Source organism: Streptomyces sp., assembly GCF_035644915.1.
Lineage (GTDB): Bacteria > Actinomycetota > Actinomycetes > Streptomycetales > Streptomycetaceae > Streptomyces.
On sequence record NZ_DASQNP010000121.1, the window covers coordinates 1 to 24,771 of the forward strand.

The 24,771-nt window shown below is 73.8% G+C and carries 27 protein-coding genes and 4 tRNA genes; 23 read left to right on the plus strand and 8 right to left on the minus strand.

Translation table 11 applies throughout. The features are described 5' to 3' along the window. Positions 1–770 (minus strand): sensor histidine kinase (locus VE546_RS13680; protein ID WP_324922045.1); only part of this gene is annotated, 770 nt, incomplete at its 3' end. A 233-nt stretch (positions 771–1,003) separates the two neighbouring features. On the opposite strand from VE546_RS13680, the gene VE546_RS13685 reads away from it, so the two are divergent. The 11 genes from VE546_RS13685 to htpX all read left to right on the plus strand — a co-directional run bounded on the left by VE546_RS13685 (position 1,004) and on the right by htpX (position 11,776). Then, on the plus strand, positions 1,004–1,375 hold the full coding sequence (locus VE546_RS13685; protein ID WP_324922047.1) for an NADH-quinone oxidoreductase subunit A: 372 nt from the start codon (positions 1,004–1,006) through the stop codon (positions 1,373–1,375). Beyond that, positions 1,366–2,016 (plus strand): NADH-quinone oxidoreductase subunit B family protein, encoded by a 651-nt coding sequence (locus VE546_RS13690; protein ID WP_324922049.1) that lies wholly within the window; start codon positions 1,366–1,368, stop codon positions 2,014–2,016. The genes VE546_RS13685 and VE546_RS13690 overlap by 10 nt, the downstream gene beginning before the upstream one ends. Then, on the plus strand, positions 2,013–3,104 hold the full coding sequence (locus VE546_RS13695; RefSeq protein WP_324922050.1) for an NADH-quinone oxidoreductase subunit C: 1,092 nt from the start codon (positions 2,013–2,015) through the stop codon (positions 3,102–3,104). Before VE546_RS13690 ends, VE546_RS13695 begins: the two co-directional genes overlap by 4 nt. Next, complete coding sequence (locus VE546_RS13700; RefSeq protein ID WP_324922102.1) at positions 3,101–4,063, plus strand: complex I subunit 1 family protein; 963 nt, start codon at positions 3,101–3,103, stop codon at positions 4,061–4,063. The genes VE546_RS13695 and VE546_RS13700 overlap by 4 nt, the downstream gene beginning before the upstream one ends. Beyond that, positions 4,063–4,638 carry an NADH-quinone oxidoreductase subunit I gene (locus tag VE546_RS13705; protein ID WP_324922052.1) on the plus strand — a complete coding sequence of 192 codons (576 nt, stop codon included), beginning with the start codon at positions 4,063–4,065 and terminating at the stop codon, positions 4,636–4,638. The genes VE546_RS13700 and VE546_RS13705 overlap by 1 nt, the downstream gene beginning before the upstream one ends. Continuing rightward, a complete protein-coding gene (locus VE546_RS13710) occupies positions 4,635–5,204 on the plus strand; it encodes an NADH-quinone oxidoreductase subunit J (RefSeq protein WP_324922054.1) in 570 nt (189 codons plus the stop codon). Before VE546_RS13705 ends, VE546_RS13710 begins: the two co-directional genes overlap by 4 nt. Beyond that, positions 5,204–5,617, plus strand: coding sequence for an NADH-quinone oxidoreductase subunit NuoK (gene nuoK, locus VE546_RS13715; protein WP_324922055.1), 414 nt, complete (start codon positions 5,204–5,206; stop codon positions 5,615–5,617). Before VE546_RS13710 ends, nuoK begins: the two co-directional genes overlap by 1 nt. Further along, positions 5,614–7,635 carry an NADH-quinone oxidoreductase subunit L gene (locus VE546_RS13720; RefSeq protein ID WP_324922057.1) on the plus strand — a complete coding sequence of 674 codons (2,022 nt, stop codon included), beginning with the start codon at positions 5,614–5,616 and terminating at the stop codon, positions 7,633–7,635. The genes nuoK and VE546_RS13720 overlap by 4 nt, the downstream gene beginning before the upstream one ends. A gap of 27 nt (positions 7,636–7,662) precedes the next feature. Then, positions 7,663–9,231 carry a complex I subunit 4 family protein gene (locus VE546_RS13725; protein WP_414720478.1) on the plus strand — a complete coding sequence of 523 codons (1,569 nt, stop codon included), beginning with the start codon at positions 7,663–7,665 and terminating at the stop codon, positions 9,229–9,231. Next, a complete protein-coding gene (locus tag VE546_RS13730; RefSeq protein ID WP_324922060.1) occupies positions 9,228–10,772 on the plus strand; it encodes an NADH-quinone oxidoreductase subunit N in 1,545 nt (514 codons plus the stop codon). The genes VE546_RS13725 and VE546_RS13730 overlap by 4 nt, the downstream gene beginning before the upstream one ends. Positions 10,773–10,912: 140 nt before the next feature. Then, the gene (gene htpX / locus VE546_RS13735) at positions 10,913–11,776 is read left to right on the plus strand and encodes a zinc metalloprotease HtpX (protein WP_324922061.1); all 864 of its coding nucleotides are present in this window, start codon (positions 10,913–10,915) and stop codon (positions 11,774–11,776) included. Positions 11,777–11,828: 52 nt separating this feature from the next. Here the strand turns inward: htpX and VE546_RS13740 are convergent, their stop codons facing one another. The 3 genes from VE546_RS13740 to VE546_RS13750 form a co-directional block, all read right to left on the minus strand. Continuing rightward, positions 11,829–12,683 carry a restriction endonuclease gene (locus VE546_RS13740; protein WP_324922062.1) on the minus strand — a complete coding sequence of 285 codons (855 nt, stop codon included), beginning with the start codon at positions 12,681–12,683 and terminating at the stop codon, positions 11,829–11,831. Between the two features lie 125 nt (positions 12,684–12,808). Next, positions 12,809–13,204: a hypothetical protein gene (locus tag VE546_RS13745; protein WP_324922064.1), complete on the minus strand. Its 396-nt coding sequence runs from the start codon at positions 13,202–13,204 to the stop codon at positions 12,809–12,811. Between the two features lie 312 nt (positions 13,205–13,516). Then, entirely contained in the window at positions 13,517–14,005 is a 489-nt protein-coding gene (locus VE546_RS13750; RefSeq protein WP_324922065.1) for a YajQ family cyclic di-GMP-binding protein, read from the minus strand. 178 nt (positions 14,006–14,183) lie between these two features. Here VE546_RS13750 and VE546_RS13755 point away from each other — a divergent pair. Further along, positions 14,184–14,265: transfer RNA gene (locus tag VE546_RS13755), tRNA-Tyr, on the plus strand. An 85-nt stretch (positions 14,266–14,350) separates the two neighbouring features. Here VE546_RS13755 and VE546_RS13760 read toward each other — a convergent pair. Together VE546_RS13760 and VE546_RS13765 are read right to left on the minus strand one after the other, a co-directional pair. Further along, positions 14,351–15,031, minus strand: a complete 681-nt coding sequence (locus VE546_RS13760) for an NAD(P)H-binding protein (protein ID WP_324922067.1) — start codon at positions 15,029–15,031, stop codon at positions 14,351–14,353. Positions 15,032–15,061: 30 nt separating this feature from the next. Further along, the gene (locus VE546_RS13765; RefSeq protein ID WP_324922069.1) at positions 15,062–16,336 is read right to left on the minus strand and encodes a hydrolase; all 1,275 of its coding nucleotides are present in this window, start codon (positions 16,334–16,336) and stop codon (positions 15,062–15,064) included. A gap of 212 nt (positions 16,337–16,548) precedes the next feature. On the opposite strand from VE546_RS13765, the gene VE546_RS13770 reads away from it, so the two are divergent. The 6 genes from VE546_RS13770 (at position 16,549) to VE546_RS13795 (ending at position 19,187) form a co-directional block, all read left to right on the plus strand. Further along, a tRNA-Thr gene (locus VE546_RS13770) sits at positions 16,549–16,621 on the plus strand. A 47-nt stretch (positions 16,622–16,668) separates the two neighbouring features. After that, positions 16,669–16,741 (plus strand) — tRNA-Met (locus VE546_RS13775). Between the two features lie 87 nt (positions 16,742–16,828). Then, positions 16,829–16,993 carry a 50S ribosomal protein L33 gene (gene rpmG / locus VE546_RS13780; protein ID WP_125496543.1) on the plus strand — a complete coding sequence of 55 codons (165 nt, stop codon included), beginning with the start codon at positions 16,829–16,831 and terminating at the stop codon, positions 16,991–16,993. A gap of 151 nt (positions 16,994–17,144) precedes the next feature. Next, on the plus strand, positions 17,145–17,618 hold the full coding sequence (locus VE546_RS13785; RefSeq protein ID WP_324922072.1) for a MaoC family dehydratase N-terminal domain-containing protein: 474 nt from the start codon (positions 17,145–17,147) through the stop codon (positions 17,616–17,618). A gap of 5 nt (positions 17,619–17,623) precedes the next feature. Beyond that, positions 17,624–18,058 carry a MaoC family dehydratase gene (locus VE546_RS13790; protein ID WP_324922074.1) on the plus strand — a complete coding sequence of 145 codons (435 nt, stop codon included), beginning with the start codon at positions 17,624–17,626 and terminating at the stop codon, positions 18,056–18,058. Between the two features lie 73 nt (positions 18,059–18,131). Next, on the plus strand, positions 18,132–19,187 hold the full coding sequence (locus VE546_RS13795; protein ID WP_324922076.1) for a UDP-N-acetylmuramate dehydrogenase: 1,056 nt from the start codon (positions 18,132–18,134) through the stop codon (positions 19,185–19,187). On the opposite strand, the gene VE546_RS13800 is transcribed toward VE546_RS13795, so the two are convergent. After that, positions 19,153–20,253 carry an adenosine deaminase gene (locus VE546_RS13800; protein ID WP_324922077.1) on the minus strand — a complete coding sequence of 367 codons (1,101 nt, stop codon included), beginning with the start codon at positions 20,251–20,253 and terminating at the stop codon, positions 19,153–19,155. The genes VE546_RS13795 and VE546_RS13800 overlap by 35 nt on opposite strands. A 132-nt stretch (positions 20,254–20,385) precedes the next feature. Beyond that, the gene (locus VE546_RS13805) at positions 20,386–21,624 is read right to left on the minus strand and encodes a pyridoxal phosphate-dependent aminotransferase (RefSeq protein WP_324922078.1); all 1,239 of its coding nucleotides are present in this window, start codon (positions 21,622–21,624) and stop codon (positions 20,386–20,388) included. 222 nt (positions 21,625–21,846) lie between these two features. Here VE546_RS13805 and VE546_RS13810 point away from each other — a divergent pair. The 5 genes from VE546_RS13810 (at position 21,847) to rplA (ending at position 24,692) form a co-directional block, all read left to right on the plus strand. Further along, positions 21,847–21,919: transfer RNA gene (locus VE546_RS13810), tRNA-Trp, on the plus strand. 112 nt (positions 21,920–22,031) lie between these two features. Then, positions 22,032–22,313 (plus strand): preprotein translocase subunit SecE, encoded by a 282-nt coding sequence (secE, locus tag VE546_RS13815; protein WP_324922080.1) that lies wholly within the window; start codon positions 22,032–22,034, stop codon positions 22,311–22,313. Between the two features lie 74 nt (positions 22,314–22,387). Further along, positions 22,388–23,245 carry a transcription termination/antitermination protein NusG gene (gene nusG, locus VE546_RS13820; protein ID WP_324922081.1) on the plus strand — a complete coding sequence of 286 codons (858 nt, stop codon included), beginning with the start codon at positions 22,388–22,390 and terminating at the stop codon, positions 23,243–23,245. Between the two features lie 174 nt (positions 23,246–23,419). Then, complete coding sequence (gene rplK, locus VE546_RS13825; protein WP_324922082.1) at positions 23,420–23,851, plus strand: 50S ribosomal protein L11; 432 nt, start codon at positions 23,420–23,422, stop codon at positions 23,849–23,851. 121 nt (positions 23,852–23,972) lie between these two features. Further along, positions 23,973–24,692 carry a 50S ribosomal protein L1 gene (gene rplA / locus VE546_RS13830; protein WP_324922084.1) on the plus strand — a complete coding sequence of 240 codons (720 nt, stop codon included), beginning with the start codon at positions 23,973–23,975 and terminating at the stop codon, positions 24,690–24,692. Positions 24,693–24,771: the final 79 nt, after the last annotated feature.

Below are 24,771 nucleotides of genomic sequence, written 5' to 3' on the forward strand. Positions count from 1 at the left end.
AGGAGTTTCTCCTTGGCCAGGCCGAGGTCCATGGCGAGGGCGACCAGGCGGGCCTGGGCGCCGTCGTGGAGGTCGCGTTCGATGCGGCGCAGGTCGGCGGAGGCGGTGTCGGTCACCGTCCGCCGGTCCGACTCCAGCTCCGCGATGCGCCGCTCCAGCTCGTCCGACGGCGACAGCAGCCCGCGCACCATCGCCCGGTCCACGCTGGCCAGCCCGCGCGCCAGCCACGGCAGGAGGGGCCAGGCGACGAAGAGGGAGACGAAGGTGACGGTGAAGGTGGTGATGCCCCAGGGGAGGCGGATGAAGGAGTAGAGCGCGTTCCGCCAGCCGACCGGGTCCTTCAGGCTCGTCCACAGCCAGGGGAAGAAACCGCCGTGCACCCGGTGCCGGATCGGCGTCGGCTCCTCGATCCGCACCCCGAGCAGCGCCCGGGCGCGGGCCCGCTCCAGCTTGCCGAACTGGCGGCACCCGACCAGGCCGAGCGCCAGCACCGGCAGGCCGACCACCGTCACCGACAGCAGCGCGCCGCAGTAGACCCACACGCAGACGTAGACGAAGCCGATGATGTCCGCCGGCATGTTGAGCAGGAGGTGCGCGATCTCCTTCCAGGTCGCGGCGCCGAGCGGGGGCCGCGGCGGGGGCAGCCGGTCGCGGCCGTCGCCGGACCTGGCGGACCCGGCGGATTCGCCGGGGCGGGAGGCGGGTGCGTCGTGCCGGGTGGGCGGGCCGTCGTGCGAGGTGCGGCCGGAGGTCGGGGGACTCGCGGTCATGGGCCCAAGACTGCCGGGCGCCGGGGTCCGCCGCCATGGGGTGTGTGGGTGGGGTGGAGGGGGGTTAACCCCACCCTCGGGCCGGACGGGCGGTTCCGGGGCCCGGGGCCGCCGCACCCACCGCCGGACCGCCGACCGCGTTCGGCCTCTGAGCACACCAGGACCACTCGTCTAGACTCCCCTTCCGAACGGAGCGTCGTACTGATGCGAACACCACACAGCGAGGGACGGACGTGCCGGACTACTTCCACGGCTATGCGGTCGTCGGGCTGGTGGCGGTCGTCGGGGTGCTCTTCGTGGCCGTGGCCTTCGGTGCCGGGCGGCTGCTGCGGCCGGTGGTGCCCACCCCGGAGAAGCTGCTGACGTACGAGTGCGGGGTCGACCCCGTCGGCGAGGGCTGGGCGCACACCCAGGTCCGCTACTACGTGTACGCCTTCCTCTACGTCGTCTTCGCCGTCGACTCGATCTTCCTCTTCCCGTGGGCGACGGTCTTCGCCGCGCCGGGTTTCGGCGGGGTGACACTGGTGGAGATGTTCGTCTTCCTCGGTTTCCTGGCCGTGGGACTGCTCTACGCCTGGAAGAAGGGCGTCCTGACATGGACGTGACCCCCCGCACCACCCCGCCCGCCGCTCCCTCACCGCCCCCGGCGGACCTGCCGGAGCCCCGCCGCCTGGGCGCGCTGGCCCGGCTGGCCCCGGAGCCGATGAAGGTGATCCTGAACTGGGGCCGCCGCTACAGCCTGTGGGTCTTCAACTTCGGGCTCGCCTGCTGCGCGATCGAGTTCATCGCCGCGTCGATGTCCCGCCACGACTTCATCCGCCTCGGCGTCATCCCCTTCGCGCCGGGCCCGCGCCAGGCCGACCTGATGGTCGTCTCGGGCACGGTCACCGACAAGATGGCCCCCGCGGTCAGGCGGCTCTACGAGCAGATGCCCGAGCCGAAGTACGTGATCTCCTTCGGCGCCTGCTCCAACTGCGGCGGCCCCTACTGGGACTCGTACTCCGTCACCAAGGGCGTGGACCAGATCATCCCGGTCGACGTCTACGTGCCCGGCTGCCCGCCGCGGCCCGAGGCGCTGCTCCAGGGCATCCTCAAGCTCCAGGAGAAGATCGCCCACGAGTCGCCGGCCGAGCGCTACGGGCACGGCACGGCCCCGGCCGCCCCCTCGGCCCCGTCGACGGCCGCCCTGACCAGCGGCCTGGTCGCCCCGCCGCCGGGGCGGACCGGAGAGGAGGGCGGCGCATGACCGGGCCCACCCCGCCCACCCCGTCCGCGGCCGGCTGGCTGCCCCGGCCGCCCGAGGAGCTCTTCGGCGAGGGCGCGAGCGCCGAGGAGGCGTACGGGCTGCTGACCGTCGACGTGCCGGCCGGGCGCTGGATCGAGGCGCTGACGGCCGCCCGCGACGGGCTGGGCTGCACGTACTTCGACTGGCTGAGCGCCGTGGACGAGCCGGGCACGGGCTTCCGCGTCTGCGCGCACCTGGCCGCGCTGGGCACGCCGGTGCGGCGGCTGCTGCTGCGGACCACCGTGCCGCACGAGGCGCCCGAGCTGCCCACCGCCACCGGGGTGTACGCGGGGGCGTCCTGGCACGAGCGGGAGACGCACGAGATGTTCGGCGTCGTCTTCACCGGCCACCCGAACCCGGCGCCGCTGCTGCTCCCCGACGGCTTCGAGGGGCATCCGCTGCGCAAGGACTTCGTGCTGGCGGCCCGGGTCGCCAAGGCGTGGCCCGGCGCCAAGGAGCCCGGCGAGCCCGCCGGCGGCGGACCCAAGCGGCGGCAGACGCTGCCGCCCGGGGTGCCCGACCCCAACGAGTGGGGTCCGCTCAAGGGCCAGCTTCCCCCGGCGCCCGCCCGTCCGGCCCGCGGCCGCGCGGCGGCGGGCGAGGCGGGCGAGAGGCCGCGCCGGATGCGCAGCGCGAGCGCCGGATCGGCGAGCCAGCGGGCGGCGGAGGGCGCCGCCCCCGAGCGCCCGGCCCGGCCGCCGCGCCGGATGCGCAGCGCCTCGCAGGGCTCGGCCAGCCAGCGCGCCGCGGCCGAGCCCGGCCGCCGCAGCACCGACGCCCCCTGGCACCAGCCGAAACCGGACGCCGGAGGCCCGGAGGCCGGGACGCCGGCGGACGAGACGTCGGCCGACGCCGCCCGCCGTGTGCACGAGCGGGACGAGCGGGCCGGTACGCCGCTCGCCGAGGGCGGCGGCGCCTCGGTGGCGAATGCCCCCGAGGCCCCCGAGGCGCCCGAGGCGCCCGAGGAGGACGCCCCGGAACCGGACCGCGGAACCCGCGGGACCGGCGGCGCCGGCGACCGGGACGGAACGACGGGAGGCGGCGCCTGATGGACGTGCTCGACGTCGCCTGGCGGCTGCTGGCCGTGCTGCTCGCCTTCCTCCTGCTGCCCCTGCTGGTGGGCCAGGCCGAGCACAAGGTGATGGCCCACATGCAGGGCCGCGTCGGACCGATGTACGCCGGCGGCTTCCACGGCTGGGCCCAGCTCGTCGCCGACGGCGTGAAGTTCGCGCAGAAGGAGGACGTCGTACCGGCGGGCGCCGACCGCAGGGTCTTCCAGCTCGCGCCCGCCGTCGCCCTCATCCCCTACCTGCTGGTGCTGGTCGCGATCCCGGTCGGGCCGGACGGCATGGTGGGCCAGGCCGTCGACGCGGGGATCTTCTTCGTGCTCGCCGTGATGGGCGTCGGCGTGCTCGGCTCCCTCATGGGCGGCTGGGCCTCGGCCAACAAGTTCTCCCTGCTCGGCGGTCTGCGGACCGCCGCCCAGCTCATGGCGTACGAGCTGCCGCTGCTGCTGGCCGCCGCCTCCGTCGCCATGGCCGCCGGGACGGTCTCGCTGACCGGCATCCTGGAGGCGTTCGAGTGGTGGTGGGTGCCGTGGCAGATCGTCGGTGCCCTGGTCTTCTTCACCGCCGGGCTCGCCGAGCTCCAGCGCCCGCCCTTCGACGCCCCCGTCGCCGACTCCGAGATCATCTTCGGCGCGTACACCGAGTACACGGGCCTGCGCTTCGCGCTCTTCCTGCTCGCCGAGTACGCGGGCATCGTCGTCCTGTGCGCGCTGACCACGGTGCTGTTCCTCGGCGGCTGGCACGGACCGTTCGCCGGCGACCTCGGCTGGCTGTGGACGCTGCTGAAGACGGCCGTCCTCGCCTTCGTCGTCATCTGGCTGCGGGTGAGCTACCCCCGGCTGCGCGAGGACCAGGTCCAGCGGTTCGCCTGGACCGTGCTCGTCCCCCTCGCCCTCCTCCAGATCGCGCTCACCGGCGTGGTGAAGGTGGTGATCCAGTAATGGCCCTGCCCGGCAGCGGCCTGGCCAAGGGCCTGGCCGTCACCCTCCGCACCATGACCCGGCGCTCGGTCACCGCGCACTATCCGGACGTCCAGCCCGAGCTGCCCCCGCGCAGCCGCGGGGTGATCGGGCTGTTCGAGGAGAACTGCACGGTCTGCATGCTGTGCGCCCGGGAGTGCCCCGACTGGTGCATCTACATCGACTCCCACAAGGAGACGGTGCCGCCCGCCGCACCCGGGGGACGCGAGCGCAGCCGCAACGTCCTCGACCGCTTCGCCATCGACTTCTCCCTCTGCATGTACTGCGGCATCTGCGTCGAGGTCTGCCCCTTCGACGCGCTCTTCTGGTCGCCGGAGTTCGAGTACGCCGAGACCGACATCCGCGACCTCACCCACGAGCGGGACCGGCTGCGCGCGTGGATGTGGACGGTGCCCGCGCCGCCGCCGCTGGACCCGGCCGCCGAGGAGCCCAAGGAGGTCGCCGCCGCCCGCAGGGCCGCCGAGAAGACGGAGAGGACCGGGACGGCCGGGACTGCGGAGACGGCCGGAACGCGGCGGCAGGAGGGCGGCGCGTGAGCACCGCGGTACGGCTCGCGGCCGACGCCCCCGGCTTCCTGTCGCCCACCGGCGTCGAGATCCTCTTCCTCCTCGTCGGCCTGCTCACCCTCGGCGCCGCCGTCGCCGCCGTCACCGGCAGGCAGCTCGTCCACGCCGCGCTGTGGCTGGTGGTGGCGCTCGGCGGGATCGCCGTCGAGTACCTCCTGCTGTCCGCCGAGTTCATCGCCTGGGTGCAGGTCCTGATCTACGTCGGGTCCGTCGTCGTCCTCATCCTCTTCGGCCTGATGCTCACCAAGGCCCCCATCGGCCGCTCCCCGGACGCCGACTCCGGCAACCGGCCCGTCGCCCTCGCCGTCGCCGCCGTGGCGGCCGCCACCCTGGTCACCGTGGTCGTGGACGCCTTCCGCACCGCCTGGATCGACCTGGACGGCGGCGGCCCGCAGGGCACCACCCGCGTCACCGGGGAGATGCTCTTCCGGCACTGGGTGCTGCCCTTCGAGGCCCTCTCCGTCCTCCTGCTCGCCGCGCTCGTCGGCGCGATCGTCCTGTCGCGCCGGAAGAGCCGGCGGAACGGAGCGCGCTGATGCACCTCGTCTACCCCGCCGTCCTCGCCGCGCTCCTGTTCTGCACCGGCCTGTACGGCGTCCTCGCCCGGCGCAACGCGATCCTCGTCCTGATGTCGGTCGAGCTGATGCTCAACGCCGTCAACCTCAACCTCGTCGCCTTCGACGCCTGGCTCCGCGACACCCTCCACGCGGGCCAGGCCCTCACGCTCTTCACCATCGCCATCGCCGCCGCCGAGATCGGCATCGGCCTGGCCATCGTGCTGCTCGTGTACCGCAACCGGGGCACCTCCGACATCGACCGGCTCCGCGCCCTCGCCGAGACGGACGGCGAGGACGGCACCGGCACCGCCGACTCCGCCGCCGCCCCCGCCGACAACACCGCCGACGCCCCCGCCGACACGCGCCTGACCAGGGGAGAGGCCACCGCGTGACCACCACGACCCTCGCCGTCCTCGTCCCGCTGCTGCCCTTCCTCGGCGCCCTCGCCGGCCTCCTCCTCGGCCGTCGCGCCCCCGGCTACGTCCGCCCCCTGGCCGTCCTGCCCACCCTCACCGCGACCGCGCTCGCCGTGGTCGTGGCCCTGCGGCAGGACGGGGGAGGCGCCCTGACCGGCGCCGCCCGGCTCGCCCCCACCGGCAACGACGCCCTGCCGATCGAGCTCGCCTTCCACCTCGACGGCTTCGCCGTCCTCGTCGCGGTCCTGGTCGGATTCGTCGCGTCCTGCGTGCAGGTCTACTCCACCGGCTACCTGCGCGACGACCCGCGCTACCCGTCGTACGCCGCGCTGGTCTCCCTCTTCACCGCCGCGATGCTGCTGGTCGTCTACAGCGACGACCTGATCGTGCTGCTGGTCGGCTGGGAGGTCATGGGCATCTGCTCGTACTTCCTGGTCGGCCACTACTGGGAGACCGCCGCCGCCCGCGCCGCCTCGCTGAAGGCGTTCCTCGTCACCAAACTCGGCGACGTCCCGTTCCTCATCGGCATCCTGGCGCTCGCCTCCGAGGCGGGCACCTTCCGGATCAGCACCATCGTCACCCGGATCACCTCGCCGCTGTCCGGCTTCGAGCTGAGCCACCCCACCGTCATCGCGCTGCTGCTGCTCGCCGGGGTGGCGGGGAAGTCCGCGCAGTTCCCGCTGCACACCTGGCTGCCCGACGCGATGGCGGGCCCCACCCCGGTCTCCGCGCTGATCCACGCCGCCACCATGGTCGCGGCCGGCGTCTACGTCGTCGCGCGGCTGCTGCCGGTCTTCACCGCCTCGGCCGCCGCGCTCGCCGTCCTGGCCGCGATGGCCGCCGTCACCATGGTCGGCTCGGCGCTGGCGGCCCTCGCCCAGGACGACATCAAACGCGTCCTGGCCTACTCCACGATCGGCCAGCTCGGCTACATGACCGGGGCGCTGGCCGTCGCCGACCGCGGCGCCGCCGTCTTCCACCTGATCTCGCACGGCGTGTTCAAGGCGCTGCTCTTCCTCGCCGCGGGCGTGGTCATCCACGCCGCCGGCACCAACTCGCTGGCCGCGCTCTCCCGCACCGGGGGCCTGGCCAAGCGCGTGCCGGACGCCTACTGGACGATGACCGTCGCCCTGCTCGCGCTCGCCGCCGCACCGCCCTTCGCCGGCTTCTTCTCCAAGGAGGCCGTCCTCGGCGCCGCCGAACACGCCATCACCGATCCCGCCGCCGGGAACTACGCCGTCCCGGCCGCCGTGGGCTGGACGGTCCTGCTCGCCGGGCTGCTGACCGCCCTGCTCACCGCCGCGTACGCCACCCGCCTGTGGCTGCTCGCCTTCCACGGCCGCGGCCCCGAGGCCCCCGAGCACGGCCGGCAGCCGGTCGCGATGAACGCCGTGCTGTGGGTGCTGGCCGGGCCCACCATCGCCGTCGGACTGCTCTACGGGGCCCTGCCCGACTGGTTCGACGGTCGTTCCCTCGCCCCCACCCTCACCACCTCCGTCCTGGCCACCGGCCTCGCCGCCGCCGGAGCCGTGATCATGTACGCCGCCTGGCGGCACAGCACCGCCCGGGCCGCCGCCCGCGTCCCGCTGGGCGCCGTGGCCGCCCACCCGTACGGAGAGCCGGCCGTCTCCGAGGCCGAGGCCATCGCCACCCACCAGCCGGCCTACGGCGACATCGCCGCGGCCGACGACCCGGCCGACCCCGGCCGCCTCCTGCTGGGCCCCCTGCACCGACACGCCGCCCGCGGCTTCCACCTCGACGCCCTCTACGCGGCCGTCGCCGTACGCCCCGTCCGGGCCGCCGCCCGGCTCGTCCGCTTCCTCGACCGCGAGGTCGTCGACACCTACGTGCACGGCGCGGGCGGTACGGCCCGGCTGCTGGGCGCGGCCGTGCGCCGCGCCCAGACCGGCAACGTGCAGACCTACCTCGGCGCCCTGCTCGCCGGCTCCTTCGTCCTGGCCGTGGCCGCCGTCCTCGTCGCCGCCGGAGCGTGACCAGTGATCCCCCTGAACGACACCGTGATGCGGCTGCTCCTCGCGGCCGTCGTCGTGCTGCCCCTGCTCGGCGCGGGCGCCGCCCTGCTGCCCGCCCCGCCCGGGCTAAAGGGCCGCGGCCCCGAGCAGGCCGTGCTGCGCCACGGCGTCACCGTCACCGGCGCCGTGCTCGCCGCGGCGGTGCTGCTGGCGCTCGGCTTCGACCACGACCGTCCGGGCACGGTGCAGGCCGAGACCGACATCGGCTGGATCCCGGCGCTGGACATCCGCATCCACCTCGGTGTCGACGGCGTCTCGCTCCCCCTGGTGGTGCTGACCGCGCTGCTGACCTTCCTGTGCGCGCTCCACAGCTACCACCGCGGGCCCGGGGGCCCGCGCCCGGCGGCGTTCGTCGCGCTCCTGCTCGTCCTGGAGGCGGGCACCCTGGCGACCTTCGCCGTGCTGGACCTGATGCTGTTCTTCCTGGCCTTCGAGACGGTCCTGATCCCGATGTACTTCCTCATCGCCCGCTGGGGCGGCGAGGGGCGGGAGGGCGCCGCGCGGAAGTTCGTCCTCTACACCCTGCTCGGCTCCGTGGTGATGCTGCTCGGGCTGCTGCTGCTCGGCCTGGACGCGCCGGGCGGCCCGACGTTCGACATGGTGGCGCTCGCCGAGGCCCACGGCCGGGGCCTGAGCCACACCACCCAGTTCCTGGCCGCCCTCGCCATCGGGATCGGCCTGGCCGTCAAGACGCCGATGTGGCCGCTGCACAGCTGGCTCCCCGACGCCCACACCGCCGCCCCGACCGTCGGCTCGGTGCTGCTGGCGGGCGTCCTGCTGAAGATGGGCACCTACGGCTTCGTCCGGATCGTCCTGCCGGCCGTGCCCGACGGCATCCACACCCTCGCCCCGTACCTGGCCGCCTTCGCCACCACCGGGATCGTCTACGGATCGCTGGCCTGCCTCTTCCTCGCCCGGCGCGGCAACGGCGGCGACCTCAAGCGGCTCATCGCCTACTCCTCCGTGGGCCACATGGGCTTCGTGCTGCTGGGCATCGCGACCCTCACCCGCACCGGCGTCAACGGCGCGCTGTTCGCCAACGTCGCCCACGGCCTGATCACCGGCCTGCTGTTCTTCCTCGTCGGCGCGGTGAAGGAACGCACCGGCACCACCGACCTGGACCGGCTCGCGCTCGACGGCGGCGGCGCGGCGCTGTACGGACGCGCCCCCCGCCTCGGCGGGCTGCTCGCCTTCGGCGCGGTGGCCTCCCTGGGACTGCCGGGGCTCGCCGGGTTCTGGGGCGAGATGCTCGCCCTGCTCGGCGCCTACCACCCCGCCGACGGCCTCAGCCGTCCCGCCTACCTGGTCTGCATGGCCGCCGGCGCCCTCGGCACCCTGCTGACCGCCGCCTACCTGCTCGTGGTCGTGCGCCGCGTCTGCATGGGGCAGCCGCCCACCTCCGGCGCCACCCTCGCCCTCGCCGACGTGCGCGCCCACGAGTTCGCCGCCTGGACCCCGCTCGTCGTCCTCACCGTCCTGGCCGGACTGTGGCCCGCGCTCCTCCTCGGGCTCACCGACCCGGCCGTGCAGAACCTCCTCCCGGGAGTCAGCCGATGACCGTGCTCGCCCAGGAGTCCGCCCGGAGCGTGGTCCAGTCCGTCGACTGGGCGGCCATCGCCCCGCCCACCGTCGCGGCCCTGGGCGCCGTCGCCGTCCTGGTCGCCGACCTGTTCCTGCCCGAGCACCGCAAGCCGCTGCTCGGCCGGCTCGCCACCGCCTTCCTCGCACTCGCCGCGCTGTCGCTGCTGCCGCTGCTCGACGGCGACCGCGCCACCTTCTGCCTCACCGACGACCCGGCGGTGTGCAGCTACGTCGCCGACCCGTTCGCCCTGGCCGTGCAGCTCGTGGTGCTGGGGGCCGCGCTGCTGGCCGCCCTGCTGTCGGTGACGGCCGTACGGGACGAGGGGCTGCCGTCCGGCGAGTACTGGTTCCTGCTGCTGTCCTCCGCCGCGGGCGCCGCCCTGCTGCCCGCCGCCCGCGACCTGGCGACCCTGATCGTGGCCCTGGAGGTCGCCTCCCTGCCGTCGTTCGCCCTGGTCGGGCTGCGCCGCGGGGAGGGCCGTTCCTCCGAGGCGGCGCTGAAGTTCTTCCTCTCCTCGGTCACCGCCACCGCCGTCAGCCTGCTGGGCGTCAGCTTCGTCTACGCCGCCACCGGCGGGATGCACCTGAGCCGGGTCGCCGAGGGGCTGCGCGGGGTGGACCCCGCCCTGGGCACCCTGGCCACCGCCGGCGTCGTCCTCACCCTGGTCGGCTTCGCCTTCAAGACCGCCGCCGTCCCCTTCCACTTCTGGGTGCCGGACACCTACGCCGGCGCGCCGGTCCCGGTGGCCGCCTACCTGTCCGTCATCGGCAAGGCGGTGGGCTTCTCCGGGCTGATCCTGGTGACCGTGCTGGCCTTCCCGGCGTACGACCACGTCTGGGGCCCGGTCCTGGCCGTCCTGGCGGCCCTCACCATGACCGCGGGCAACGTCGCCGCCCTGCGGCAGCGCCCCGAGCGCGCGCACAGCGCGGTGCGCCTGCTGGCGTGGTCCTCGGTGGGCCAGGCCGGCTACCTGCTGGTGCCCGTCGCGGCCGCCGCCTCCACCGACGACCCGGCCACCACCGTCGGCGCGACCGTCGCGTACGCCCTGATGTACGCCGCCGTGAACCTCGGCGCCTTCGGCGTCGCGGCCCACGTCGGCCGCACCGCCGCCGCCAACCGGATCACCGACTACCGCGGCCTGTACGCCGCCCACCCCCTGGCCGCCCTCGCCCTCGCCTTCTTCCTGCTCTGCCTGGCCGGGCTCCCCCCGGGGATCATCGGCCTGTTCGCCAAGGTCGCGGTCTTCTCGGCGGCCGTGGAGGCGGGCCTGGGCTGGCTGGCGGTGGTGATGGCGGTGAACGTCGTGATCGCCCTGTACTACTACCTGGCGTGGACGGCCGTCCTCTTCCGCGCCCCCGCCGCCCCCGCCGGGGCCGGGCCGGAGGCCGCCGCCCGCCCCCGCCCGCGCGTCGCCGGGCCGCTCGCCGCCGCGATCGGCCTGGCCTTCGCCGCCGGCGTGGTCCTTTCGGGTGCTCCTCAGCTCGCACTGCGCTTCGCGGCGGACGCGCTGCTTTAAGCGGAGGGCCGCCGGGAACCCAGCACCCCCACGTGGCGTTGGCCTTTCAGGAAGGGTCCACCGAATCCGCCACAAGGCGGAGACACCGCCACACGAGCCACCCGAAGGGTTCCCCTGCCGCACCATCTGGAGGGCGTACCGTGCACCGCCGGCACAACGGGCTGAAGACCGCCCTGCTTCTCGGGGGACTGTCCGCACTCATCATCGTCATCGGCGGCTTCTTCGGCCGTACGGGCCTGGTCATCGCGCTCGTCCTCGCGCTCGGCACCAACGCCTACGCCTACTGGAACAGCGACAAGCTGGCCCTGCGAGCGATGCGGGCCCGCCCGGTCAGCGAGTTCGAGGCCCCGGAGCTCTACCGCATGGTGCGGGAGCTGTCCACGGCGGCCCGCCAGCCCATGCCGCGCCTGTACATCTCCCCGACGCAGGCGCCCAACGCGTTCGCCACCGGCCGCAACCCGCGCAACGCCGCGGTCTGCTGCACCGAGGGCATCCTGCGCCTGCTCGACGAGCGCGAGCTGCGCGGCGTCCTCGGGCACGAGCTGAGCCACGTCTACAACCGCGACATCCTCGTCTCCTCCGTCGCGGGCGCACTGGCCTCGGTGGTGATGTTCCTGGTCAACTTCGCCTGGCTGATCCCGGTGGGCCGGTCGGACGACGACGAGGGCCCCGGCCTGGTGGGCATGCTGCTGATCATGCTGCTCGGCCCGCTCGCCGCGTCCCTGATCCAGCTCGCGGTCAGCCGCTCCCGGGAGTACGAGGCGGACGCCTCCGGGGCCCAGCTCACCGGCGATCCGCTCGCCCTCGCCTCCGCCCTGGGCAAGCTGGAGGCCGGCACGAAGCAGCTTCCGCTGCCGCCGGAGCCCCGGCTGGAGACGGCGAGCCACATGATGATCGCCAACCCGTTCCGCCCCGGCGACGGGCTGTCCAAGCTGTTCTCCACCCACCCGCCGATGGCCGAGCGCATCGCCCGGCTCGAACGCATGGCGGGGCGGCACCCGTGAGGACGCCGAGGGGCCGGGGTCCGCGCCACCGGGCCCGCCGCCGAGGAGGCGCCTAGACCCCGGGCCCTCCGGCGTCCGGCCGGCCGGTGCGGGCCGGGTCCGCGCCGGGGCCGGCCCAGGGCGCCGGTCCGGTGCCGTCGCTCCAGGCCAGCAGCGCCCGGCGGTCGACGCACAGGATGCCGCACCGGTCGGCGTACTCGGCGGCGGGCGCCGTGAAGTCGCTGGTGGTCACCACGGCCGCCACCTGGGCGTCGTGGACGGACCAGCAGGTGCCGCCGAAGCGCTGCACGTCCTGCGAGCCGACCTTGTTGGTGTCGCTGTAGTGCTTGCACTGGATGACCACGCGCCGCCCGTCCGGGGCGGTGGCGACGACGTCGGCGCCGAGGTCGCCGGCCCCGCCCACGACCCGGACGTCCCGGCAGCCGTCCCGCTCGCACAGGGCCGCGACGGCCTGTTCGAACTGCTCCGCGTCCATGGCGTCGTAGTCCACGAGGTCCGAGATGTCCGCGGGGTCCGCGTAGTCCACGGGGTCCGCGGGGACCGCCCGGCCCACCGGGGCCTCCCGGTCCGGCGCGGTGGCGGGCCCGGCGCCGGCGGGTGCCGTCTCCTCCAGGGTCTCCAGGGCGGTCTCGGCGCCCTCGGCCAGGGCCTCGGCGGCCCGGCGCGCGGCCCTGGCCGCCCGGAAGCGGCGCCCGCCGCGCAGGAGGCCGACGGCCGCCGGTGCGGCGAGCAGGCAGAGGGCGACGGCCGCGACCGGGTGCCGTCCGGCGGCCTCGGCCACCGTACGCGCGGCGAACCCCGCGCCGACCAGGACGATGGCGGCCAGTCCGAAGGCCAGGGCGGTCAGCCGGAGGTCGAAGGCGGGCCCGCGGTCCGTCGGGCGCGTCCGGCGGATGGGTGCGGCCATCGGCGGTGATCCCCCCTCGGTGGTTCGGCGCGGCTCGGTTCCGGCACTGATCGTTGGGCCGTCTGCCCCGTATCGCCGCGTTCAGCCGCGCCCGGCGGCGTTCCCCCGTGCCGCGGGTGCGGCGGTCAGCAGCCGACGCCGATGCAGCCCTTCTTCTTGATCACCTGGTTGCCGTCCACCGTGCCGACGACCTCGAAGCCCTCGATCCTGACCCCGCCGCTGGTGTTGATCTCCGGGTTCCGGTCGGCCTCGGCGGTCAGCCTGGCCTCCCCGCCGTCCCGGGTCCTCCCGTCGCACGTGATCCGCAGGTTCTCGCCGCTGCCCTCGTCGGCGCAGTCGAGGCCGCCCTCGATGGGGTGCCCGGCCTGTTCGAAGGCGGCCTCCCCGGCCTGGGCGGCGGCGGTACGGACGGCAGCTCCGGTGAGTTCGTTGTTCCCGCCGTCCTCCCCGCAGGCGGCGAGCGCGAACGCGCCGCACAGCAGCGCGGCCGGCAGGACGGTCCGTACGGTCTTCTTCCTCATGCGTCCTCCAGGGCCCGTACGCGCGGGACGGTCCGCGCCCGGGTTCCCGGGGCCGGGCGTTCCCCAACCTCCCGGAGCCTCCTTCCCCGGGTGCCCGGAGGCCCACTGCCGGGGCGTCAGGAGGCCGCCGGCCCGCCCCCTGCCCGGCGACCGCCCCGGGAGGGACGGGAGGGGCGGACAGCAGAAGGCGCGGAGGAGCCGTGGGAACCGGTGAGCGCCGAGGGCTGACGGTCCGCCGCGGACACCCGACGGACCGGCGGGCGTCCGGTACGCGGGGACCGGTCCGGGGCGCTCCCGGGGCGGCCCCGCCGCTCAGCGGTAGTTGGTGAACTGGATCGCGAAGTCGAAGTCCTTGCCCTTGAGCAGGGCGATGACCTCCTGCAGCGCGTCCCGGCTCTTGGAGCTGACCCGCAGCTCGTCGCCCTGCACCTGCGCCTTGACGCCCTTGGGGCCCTCGTCGCGGATGATCTTCGCGATCTTCTTGGCGTTCTCCTGGGAGATGCCCTCCTGGATCGACGCGACGAGCTTGTACTCCTTGCCGGACGCCTGCGGCTCCCCGGCCTCCAGCGCCTTGAGGGAGATGCCGCGCTTGATCAGCTTGGACTGGAAGACGTCGAGGATCGCCTTGACCCGCTCCTCGGAGTTGGCACGCATCTCGATCTTCTCGCCCGACCAGGCGATGGAGGCGCCCACGCCCTTGAAGTCGTAGCGCTGGGAGATCTCCTTGGCGGCCTGGTTGAGGGCGTTGTCGACCTCCTGCCGCTCGACCTTCGAGACGATGTCGAAACTGGAGTCGGCCATCGTGGATTGGCTCCTCGTGCGTAGATCCGTCAGGGTGCGGCCGTCGCGCGGCACGCCCCCGTCAGCCTAGTCATCCGCCACGGTGATCCACTGCGGGACGACCAGGTGGCGAACCACCCCCCACCATCGGGTATGGTTATGCGCGTTGCCACGGAGCGCGGCTCCGGGCGGCAAACCCGGCGGTGTGCCCGAGCGGCCAAAGGGAGCAGACTGTAAATCTGCCGGCTCAGCCTTCCTAGGTTCGAATCCTAGCGCCGCCACTCACGGGAACGGCCCCCGACCAGTCCGACTGGTCGGGGGCCGTCGCCGTTCCCGGGCCGGCCGCCCGGGCCCCGGCGGGCCCGCTCAGTCCGGCACCTCCGTCGCCTGCACGCCCAGCGTCGCCACCGCTTGGTCGATCGGGGTGTCGCCGCCGATCAGCTCCAGCGTCACCCGCGCGGCGCGGGGGTCGTCGAGGAGGGCGAGGAGGACGGCGGCCACGTCGTCGCGCGGGACGTCGCCGCGGCCCGTCTGGGGCCCCAGCGTCACGCGGCCGGTGCCCGGCCCGTTCGTCAGGCGCCCGGGGCGCAGGATCGTCCAGTCCAGGTTGACGCGCCGGCGCACGTCGTCGTCCGCGGCGCCCTTGGCGCGCAGGTACGCGGCGAAGACGGGGTCCGTCCCGGCCGGCGGCTCGCCGTCCACGCCCATCGCCGAGACGACCAGGAAGCGGCGCACCCCGGCGCGCTCGGCGGCGTCCGCGAAGAGGATCGCGGCCGCGCGGTCCACGGTGTCCTTGCGGGCCGCGCCGCTGCCCGGCCCGGCGCCCGCCGCGAAGACCGCCGCGTCGGCGCCCTCCAGGTGCCGGGCCACCTCCTCCACGGATGCCGACTCCAGGTCGCAGACGATCGGCTCGGCGCCCGCCGAGCGCAGGTCGTCCGCGTGCTCGGGCCGCCGGATGAGTCCCGCGACCTCGTCCCCGCGCCCGGCGAGCAGCCGCTCCAGCCGCAGCGCGATCTGACCGTGTCCACCAGCGATGACTGTGCGCATGCTCCGACCGTACGCCGCCGGGGCCCCGGATCAGCGCTGTGACTGGCGGGGAAGCCCCAGTTCGGCGGCCGGGCCGTCCGCCGCGTCGGCCGTGTCGCAGTACTCCCGCACCGCGCTGGTCCGGGCGACCACCCGGCCGCGGTGGACGACCAGCCGGCTGTACGCCAGGGACAGCGCCCCGGCGAGCGTGTCGCCGCGCACGGCGAGCAGCTCCGCCGGGGAACCCGCCTCGATCCGCGCCTCCGGCAGCCCCAGGACCGCCCGCGCCCGCGCGCTCACCGCCCCGTACGCCGCCTCCGGGGAGGCCCGGTGGCGCGAGACCAGCAGGTGGGCGGCCTCCAGCGGGTCGCCGCGCCCCACCGGGTTGGCCGCGTCGCGCAGCGCGCCGCCGCCCGCGGCGACCCGTACGCCCGCCGCCTCCAGCAGCCGTACGGGCGTCGCCGCCGGGGAGCCGCCGGACACCGGCCGGGGCGGCAGCCCGCAGCCGCCCTGCGGCAGGCAGACCACCGCGATCCCGGCCGCCGCGAGCGCCTCGGCCGCTCCCGCCGCGACCCCGTGCGGCAGCCGGGCCAGGCCGTCGCACGGCCCGACGGTCACCCCCGTCCGCAGCCCGCTCGCCGCCGCGGCGAACCGGGTCAGCCGGGCCGGACTGCCGCCGTCGGTGTGCAGGTCCACCGCGCGGCCGTGCTCGGCCGCCACCGCCAGCACGGCCTCCAGGTGGCCGGCCGGGTCGGGGTCGAGGTCCGGGCAGCCGCCCACCGCCGAGGCGCCCATCGCCACCGCGTCGCGCAGCATCGCCCGGCCGTCCGCCCCCGCCGCGCCGGTGAGCACCCCGGGAACGGCGACGGCGGTGAGGTCGGCCAGGCCGTCCAGGGCGCGGCCGGCCCGGAGCACGGCCCGCAGGGTCCGCAGTCCGGCGGCGCCGCCGATCCGCACGTGGGTGCGCAGGGCGGTCGCGCCGTGGCCGAGCTGGAGCAGGGCGGCCTCGCAGACGCGGCGCTGGAGGTGCCGGTCCGGTCCGCCGGGGCCGTACGGGGGCGGGGCGGGGCCCGGAGCTGCGGTCAGCGCGGTGTCGTAGTGGGCGTGGGGCTCGGCGGGCGCCGGCAGCAGGAGGTAGCCGGTGAGGTCGACGCGGGCGGTCCGGGAAGGGGGTGGGGGCGGCAGGCTGCCCGCGGTGCCGACCGCCTCGATCCGCCCGCCGCCGATCCGCACGTCCACGGTGCGGCCGTCGGCGAGCCGGGCGCCGCACAGGACGAGTGCGGCCGGCCCGGGTTCCGCCGGTTCCTGCGGCTGGCTGTCGGGCATGGGGCTCCCGCGGTTCGCTCATGATCGCTGGCGGGCACCGAGCCTAGGACCGGACCGGGACGGCGGGGCGTCGGCAGCGCACGGGAGCCCAATAGTCGTACCGGCGGCCGCACGACTACGCCGTCAGGAGGGCGGGGGAGACGGCCGTGGGGGGACGTGACCGATACGGATTTCACGTTCGGCGCCCTGAGCGTGTAATGTCTTCATCGCTCGCCCCAATAGCTCAGTCGGCAGAGCGTCTCCATGGTAAGGAGAAGGTCTACGGTTCGATTCCGTATTGGGGCTCTGATGTGAGAGGTCCCCCGTTCACCGACGGGGGGCACCCGCATCGCGGCGGTGTAGCTCAGTCGGTAGAGCAAACGGCTCATAATCGTTGTGTCACCGGTTCGAGTCCGGTCACCGCTACCTCATTCAGTAGCCGATTGCGGGGTCGGTCCTCCGATCGGCTACTCTTCCTGCGTTAAACCGTCTCGTTCGTCAAGGAGCACTCACGTGGCTGCCACCGACGTCCGCCCGAAGATCACGCTGGCCTGCGTGGAGTGCAAGGAGCGGAACTACATCACCAAGAAGAACCGGCGCAACAACCCGGATCGCCTGGAGATGAAGAAGCACTGCCCGCGCTGCAACGCGCACACCACGCACCGCGAGACGCGATAAGCCGCGACCGGCGAGGCCGCCGCGCATAGACACGTCAGCCCGAGGCCGTCCCCGTTGCGGGGGGCGGCCTCGTGGCGTTGACGGGCGCGCGGCGGCCGGGGAAGCACCCATCGCAAGCCGTCCACAGCAAGCCGTATGGAGGTACCGGGCCATGGCGCTCGACCAGTCCTTCGTGGGGCGGAGCTATCCACCCACCGCACCGTACGAGGTGGGCCGGGAGAAGATCCGCGAGTTCGCCGAGGCGATCGGCGACCCCCACCCCGCGTACACGGACCCGGAGGCGGCCAGGGCCCTGGGCCACCCCGACGTGATCGCCCCGCCCACCTTCGTCTTCGCCATCACCTTCAAGGCGGCCGAGGAGGTCGTCCGGGACCCGCGGCTGGGGCTGGACTACAGCCGGGTGGTGCACGGCGACCAGAAGTTCGCCTACACGCGCCCGGTGCGCGCCGGGGACCGGCTCACGGTGACCTCCACGATCGAGTCGGTCAAGTCGCTCGCCGGGAACGACGTCCTGGACGTCCGCGGCGAGGTGCACGACGAGGCCGGTGAGCACGTGGTGACCGCCTGGACCAAGCTGGTGGCCCGTGCTCCCCAGGACGAGCCGGCCCGGAAGCAGGGGGAGTGACGAAGATGACAGCGAGGATCGCGTACGCGGACGTCGAGGTCGGCACCGAACTCCCCGCGCGGAGCTTCCCCGTGACCCGCGCCACACTCGTGCGGTACGCGGGCGCCTCCGGCGACTTCAACCCGATCCACTGGAACGAGCGGTTCGCGCGCGAGGTCGGCCTCCCCGACGTCATCGCCCACGGCATGTTCACCATGGCCGAGGCGGCCCGCGTGGTCACCGACTGGGCCGGCGACCCGGGCGCGCTCGTGGAGTACGGCGTCCGCTTCACCAAGCCCGTCGTCGTCCCCGACGACGACAAGGGCGCCACCATCGAGGTCTCCGGCAAGGTCGCCGCCAAGCTCGACGACGACGCCCGCACCGTCCGGGTGGACCTGACGGTGACGAGCGCGGGCCAGAAGGTGCTGGGCATGTCCCGCGCGGTGGTCCGGCTCGCCTGATCCCGGACCGCCCGGTGCCGCGGGGAGCGGCCGTGCCCGGGAGGCGCACGGCCGCTCTCGTACTCTTGAGCCCGTGCAGGAACTCCACGACGCCCCCCTCGCCCCGCTGACCACCTTCCGGCTGGGCGGCCCGGCGAGACGCCTGGTCACGGCCACCACCGACGAGGAGGTGACCGAGGCGGTACGGGCCGCCGACGCCGACGGCACACCGCTGCTGCTCATCGGCGGCGGCAGCAACCTCGTCATCGCCGACGAGGGCTTCGACGGCACCGCCCTCCGCATCGCCACCACCGGCTTCCGCCTGGAGGGCACCCGGCTGGAGCTGGCCGCGGGCGAGAACTGGTCCGACGCCGTGGCCCGCACCGTCGAGGCGGGGCTCGCGGGCATCGAGTGCATGGCCGGAATCCCCGGCTCCGCGGGCGCCACGCCCATCCAGAACGTCGGCGCGTACGGCCAGGAGGTCGCCTCCACCATCACCGAGGTCGTCGCCTACGACCGCCGCAGCGGCTCCACCGTCACCATCCCCGGCTCCGAGTGCGGCTTCTCCTACCGGCACAGCCGCTTCAAGGCCGACCCCACCCGCTTCGTCGTGCTGCGCGTCCGCTTCGAGCTGGAGGACGCCGGCGGCCTCTCGGCGCCCGTCCGCTACGCCGAGACCGCCCGGGCCCTGGGCGTGGAGGTGGGCGAGCGGGTGCCCGTGGCGCGGGCCCGCGAGACCGTCCTCAAACTCCGCGCAGGCAAGGGCATGGTGCTCGACCCGGAGGACCACGACACCTGGTCCGCGGGCTCCTTCTTCACCAACCCCGTCCTCACCGAGGCCGAGTACGCGGCCTTCCTCGCCCGCGTCGCCGAGCGGCTGGGCCCGGACGTCACCCCGCCCGCCTACCCGGCGGGCGAGGGCCTGGTGAAGACCTCCGCCGCCTGGCTGATCGACAGGGCGGGCTTCGCCAAGGGGTACGGCGACGGCCCGGCCCGCATCTCCACCAAGCACACCCTCGCCCTGACCAACCGGGGCTCGGCCACCACCGCCGACCTGCTCGCCCTGGCCCGGGAGGTCCGCGACGGCGTCCGCGCCGCCTTCGGCGTGACGCTCGTCAACGAACCGGTGACCGTCGGCTGCTCCCTGTGAGCCGCGCCGGGACCGGCTGCCGGACCACGGGCTCCGGCGCGTCCGGAGGCGCCGCCAGCCAGGCGTCGATGTCCGCCAGGAGTTCCTTGCGGACCTCCTCCGGCGCGCACGAGCCGCGCACCGACTGCCGGGCCAGCTCCGCCAGTTCCCCGTCCGTGAAGCCGTGGTGTCTGCGCGCGACCTCGTACTGCGCCGCCAGCCGGGAGCCGAACAGCAGCGGGTCGTCGGCGCCCAGCGCCATCGGCACCCCCGCCTCGAACAGCGTCCGCAGCGGCACCTCCTCGTACGTGTCGTAGACCCCCAGCGCCACGTTGGACGCCGGGCAGACCTCGCAGGTCACCCCCTGCTCGGCCAGCCGGGACAGCAGCCGCGGGTCCTCGGCGGCACGCACCCCGTGCCCGATGCGGCGCGCGCGGAGGTCGTCCAGGCAGTCGGCGACGCTGGCCGGCCCCGACAGCTCGCCGCCGTGCGGGGCCGCCAGCAGGCCGGCCCCGCGGGCGATGGCGAAGGCCCGGTCGAAGTCGCGGGCGAAACCGCGCCGTTCGTCGTTGGAGAGGCCGAAGCCCACCACCCCGCGGTCGGCGTAGCGCACGGCCAGCCGGGCCAGGGTGCGGGCCTCCAGCGGGTGCTTCACGCGGTTCGCGGCGACCAGCACCCGCATCCCGAGCCCGGTCTCCCGGCTCGCGGTCTCCACCGCGTCCAGGATGACCTCCATCGCCGGGATCAGCCCGCCCAGGCGCGGCGCGTACGAGGTGGGGTCGACCTGGATCTCCAGCCAGCGCGACCCGTCCCGGACGTCCTCCTCGGCGGCCTCGCGGACCAGCCGCTGGATGTCCTCCGGCGAGCGCAGGCAGGAGCGCGCGATGTCGTACAGCCGCTGGAAGCGGAACCAGCCCCGCTCGTCCGTGGCCCGCAGTCTCGGCGGACGGCCGCCGTTCAGCGCGTCCGGCAGGTGGACGCCGTACTTGTCGGCGAGTTCCAGCAGGGTGCTGGGCCGCATCGATCCGGTGAAGTGCAGGTGCAGATGGGCCTTGGGCAGCTTGCGGACGTCACGAACGCTTTCCATCCCCGGATTTTGCCGTACGCCCCGACACGCCCGGAAGCCGCGGGCCACGCCCGGGGGCCGTCCTGAACACGCGAGCGGGCCCTGCCGCGGGACACGTCCCGCGGCAGGGCCCGCTCACGCACGGCCGTGCGGTCAGTCCCGGGCCTCGGCCAGCAGCTTCTGGATCCGGGAGACGCCCTCGACCAGGTCCTCGTCGCCCAGCGCGTACGACAGCCGCAGGTAGCCCTGGGTGCCGAACGCCTCGCCGGGGACGACCGCGACCTCGGCCTCCTCCAGGATCACCTCGGCCAGTTCCACGCTCGTCGCCGGCCGCCTGCCGCGGATCTCCTTGCCGAGCACGCCCTTGACCGACGGGTACGCGTAGAAGGCGCCCTCCGGCTCCGGGCAGGTGACGCCGTCGATCTCGCCCAGCATCCGCACGATCGTCCTCCGGCGGCGGTCGAACGCCTCGCGCATCTCCGCCACGGCCTCCAGACCGCCGGAGACGGCCGCCAGCGCGGCGGCCTGCGCCACGTTGGAGACGTTGGAGGTGGCGTGCGACTGGAGGTTGGTGGCGGCCTTCACCACGTCCTTGGGGCCGATGACCCAGCCCACCCGCCAGCCGGTCATGGCGTACGTCTTCGCCACGCCGTTGACCACGACGCACCGGTCGGCCAGCTCCGGGACGAGCACCGGCAGCGAGGAGAACTCCGCGTCGCCGTAGACCAGGTGCTCGTAGATCTCGTCGGTGAGCACCCACAGCCCGTGCCCGGCGGCCCAGCGGCCGATCTCCTCGACCTGCGCGCGGGAGTAGACCGCGCCGGTCGGGTTCGACGGGGAGACGAACAGCAGCACCTTGGTGCGCTCGGTGCGCGCCGCCTCCAACTGCTCCACGGAGACGCGGTAGCCGGTCGTCTCGTCGGCGACCACGGGCACCGGCACGCCGCCCGCGAGCCTGATCGACTCGGGGTAGGTGGTCCAGTACGGCGCGGGGACGATGACCTCGTCGCCCGGGTCGAGGAGCGCGGCGAAGGCCTCGTAGATGGCCTGCTTGCCGCCGTTGGTGATCAGCACCTGGGAGGGGTCGACCGCGTAGCCGGAGTCGCGCAGCGTCTTCGCGGCGACGGCCTCCTTCAGCTCGGGGAGCCCGCCGGCCGGGGTGTAGCGGTGGAAGCGCGGGTTCCGGCAGGCCTCCACGGCGGCCTCGACGATGTAGTCGGGCGTGGGGAAGTCGGGCTCGCCCGCGCCGAAACCGATCACCGGCCGTCCGGCGGCCTTGAGGGCCTTGGCCTTGGCGTCGACGGCGAGGGTGGCGGACTCGGAGATCGAACCGATCCGGGCCGAGACCCGGCGCTCGGTGGGTGACTGGTTGGGAGGGGTTGCAGCGGTCATAGGGGCATCGTCGCAGACCGCGGACGCTCCCGGCACGCGGGTTGCGGACGGGTTTGGGTGGAAAGGCGCCCGGGGAACGGGGGAGGTCCGCGGCGGTTCGGGGTTACGTGTTCGACGGCGGCGCGCGAAGCACGTACACTCACCGTCGTTGGTCCCGGCCGATCATCCGCGAACCGCGTACTCCGCGGGTCCGTTCGGATGCTGTAGGTTGGGGGACGACAGAGGGTCGTAGCTCAATTGGTAGAGCACCGGTCTCCAAAACCGGCGGTTGGGGGTTCAAGTCCCTCCGGCCCTGCTACACGCATCTGCACCAGGTGCGTGCACGTGTACGTACTGGACGCACCGCCGTACGGCCGGGCCGGACGCGGCACGGCACGCGGCCAGGACCCGGATGCAGGTGAGGACGAGTGGCGGAGATCACGGACTCCATCGAGGTCCCCGAGCCCGGGCGGTCGCAGGACGACAAGAAGCCCCGGCGCGGTGGCAAGCGCGGGAAGAAGGGCCCCCTGGGCCGCCTCGCGCTCTTCTACCGCCAGATCGTCGCGGAACTGCGCAAGGTCGTCTGGCCCACGAAGCGCCAGCTCTCGACGTACACCACCGTGGTGATCATCTTCGTCGTCATCGTCATCGGCCTGGTGACCGTGATTGACTGGGGGTTCACCGAGGTCGTCAAGTACGTCTTCGGCTGATCCGCCCGCGGAGGGACCCTCCGGGGCACCTTTCCGCATGTTCGACCCCTTGAAGCCAGGAAGAAGCAGCCACCGTGTCTGACCCGAACCTGAACGACGCCGTCGACCCTGCCGAGGGCGATGACACCGCGCCCGACGTCGTCGAGGCGGAGGACAGCGTCGACCGGGACGAAGCTGCCGACGCCGCCGGGGAGGACGAGCCGACCGAGGAGTCGGGCGTCCGCGCCGGGTCCGACGAGTCCGCGGCAGACGACGCCGAGGCCGAGTCCGGGACCGAATCCGCCGCCGACGAGGTGGAGGAGGAGGCGGAGGAGGAGGCGACCGACCCGGTCGCGGCCCTCCGCGAGGAGCTGAGCAGCCTCCCCGGCGAGTGGTACGTCATCCACACCTACGCGGGTTACGAGAAGCGCGTGAAGGCCAACCTGGAGCAGCGCGCCGTCTCGCTGAACGTCGAGGACTACATCTACCAGGCCGAGGTGCCCGAGGAAGAGATCGTCCAGATCAAGAACGGCGAGCGCAAGAACGTCCGCCAGAACAAGCTTCCCGGCTACGTCCTGGTGCGCATGGACCTGACGAACGAGTCGTGGGGCGTCGTCCGCAACACCCCGGGCGTCACCGGCTTCGTGGGCAACGCCTACGACCCGTACCCGCTGACCCTGGACGAGGTCGTCAAGATGCTCGCCCCCGAGGCCGAGGAGAGGGCCGCCGCGGAGGCCGGCGAGGGCGCCCCGGCGCCGAGCCGCAAGGTCGAGGTCCAGGTGCTGGACTTCGAGGTCGGCGACTCGGTCACCGTCACCGACGGCCCGTTCGCGACCCTCCAGGCGACGATCAACGAGATCAACCCCGACTCGAAGAAGGTCAAGGGCCTCGTCGAGATCTTCGGCCGCGAGACCCCGGTCGAGCTGAGCTTCGACCAGATCCAGAAGAACTGACCCGGTTCTTCCGGTCACCCGCTCCCGGCCAGGTCGGGCAGGTCCAGGGCCTGTCCGACCTGGCCGGTTTCCTACCTCGCCGCGATACCGGCTATCGTGGCGCGGTATGCCTCCGTACGGGTGGATCGGCCCGGCGGGGGATTTCACCACCTCTCACTAGGACCCGGAGAGAACATGCCTCCCAAGAAGAAGGTCACGGGGCTGATCAAGCTCCAGATCCAGGCCGGTGCCGCGAACCCGGCCCCGCCGGTCGGCCCCGCGCTGGGCCAGCACGGCGTCAACATCATGGAGTTCTGCAAGGCCTACAACGCCGCGACCGAGTCGCAGCGTGGCTGGGTCATCCCGGTGGAGATCACGGTCTACGAGGACCGCTCCTTCACCTTCGTCACCAAGACCCCGCCGGCCGCGAAGATGATCCTGAAGGCCGCGGGCATCGAGAAGGGCTCCGGCGAGCCGCACAGCAAGAAGGTCGCGAAGATCACGCGCGAGCAGGTGCGGGAGATCGCCACCACCAAGATGCCCGACCTCAACGCCAACGACCTGGACGCCGCCGAGAAGATCATCGCCGGTACCGCCCGTTCCATGGGTGTGACGATCGAGGGCTGATCCGCTTCCTCCGCGGTGCCCCGCGGAGCGGACCGAGCACACCGAGCACACAAGGAAGTGGCAGGGTCAGGCGCTGGCCCCCTGGACCACGACTCCTCAACCGAAGACATCTGGAGCAGAAGTGAAGCGCAGCAAGGCTCTCCGCAGTGCGGACGCCAAGGTCGACCGGACGCGGCTCTACGCCCCGCTGGAGGCCGTACGTCTCGCCAAGGAGACCTCCCCGACCAAGTTCGACGCGACCGTCGAGGTCGCCATGCGCCTGGGCGTCGACCCGCGCAAGGCCGACCAGATGGTGCGCGGCACCGTGAACCTCCCGCACGGCACCGGTAAGACCGCCCGGGTCCTGGTCTTCGCGACCGGCGACCGTGCCGCGGCCGCGGAAGCCGCGGGGGCCGACATCGTCGGCTCCGACGAACTGATCGAGGAGGTCGCGGGCGGCCGTCTGGACTTCGACGCCGTCGTCGCCACCCCGGACCTGATGGGCAAGGTCGGCCGCCTCGGCCGTGTGCTCGGTCCCCGTGGCCTGATGCCGAACCCGAAGACCGGCACCGTCACCCCGGACGTCGCCAAGGCCGTCAGCGACATCAAGGGCGGCAAGATCGAGTTCCGCGTGGACAAGCACGCGAACCTCCACTTCATCATCGGCAAGGTCTCGTTCGACGAGAAGAAGCTGGTGGAGAACTACGCGGCGGCGCTGGACGAGATCCTGCGGCTGAAGCCGTCGGCCGCCAAGGGCCGGTACATCAAGAAGGCCGTCATCACCACCACGATGGGCCCCGGCATCCCGGTCGACCCCAACCGCACCCGCAACCTCCTGGCCGAGGAGGAGGCCGCCGCCTGATCCAGGCGCGTCCCGGCACAAGGGCCGGATCCCGCTCGCGAGTTGAGCGGGATCCGGCCCTCCCGCTGTCAGGGGGAGT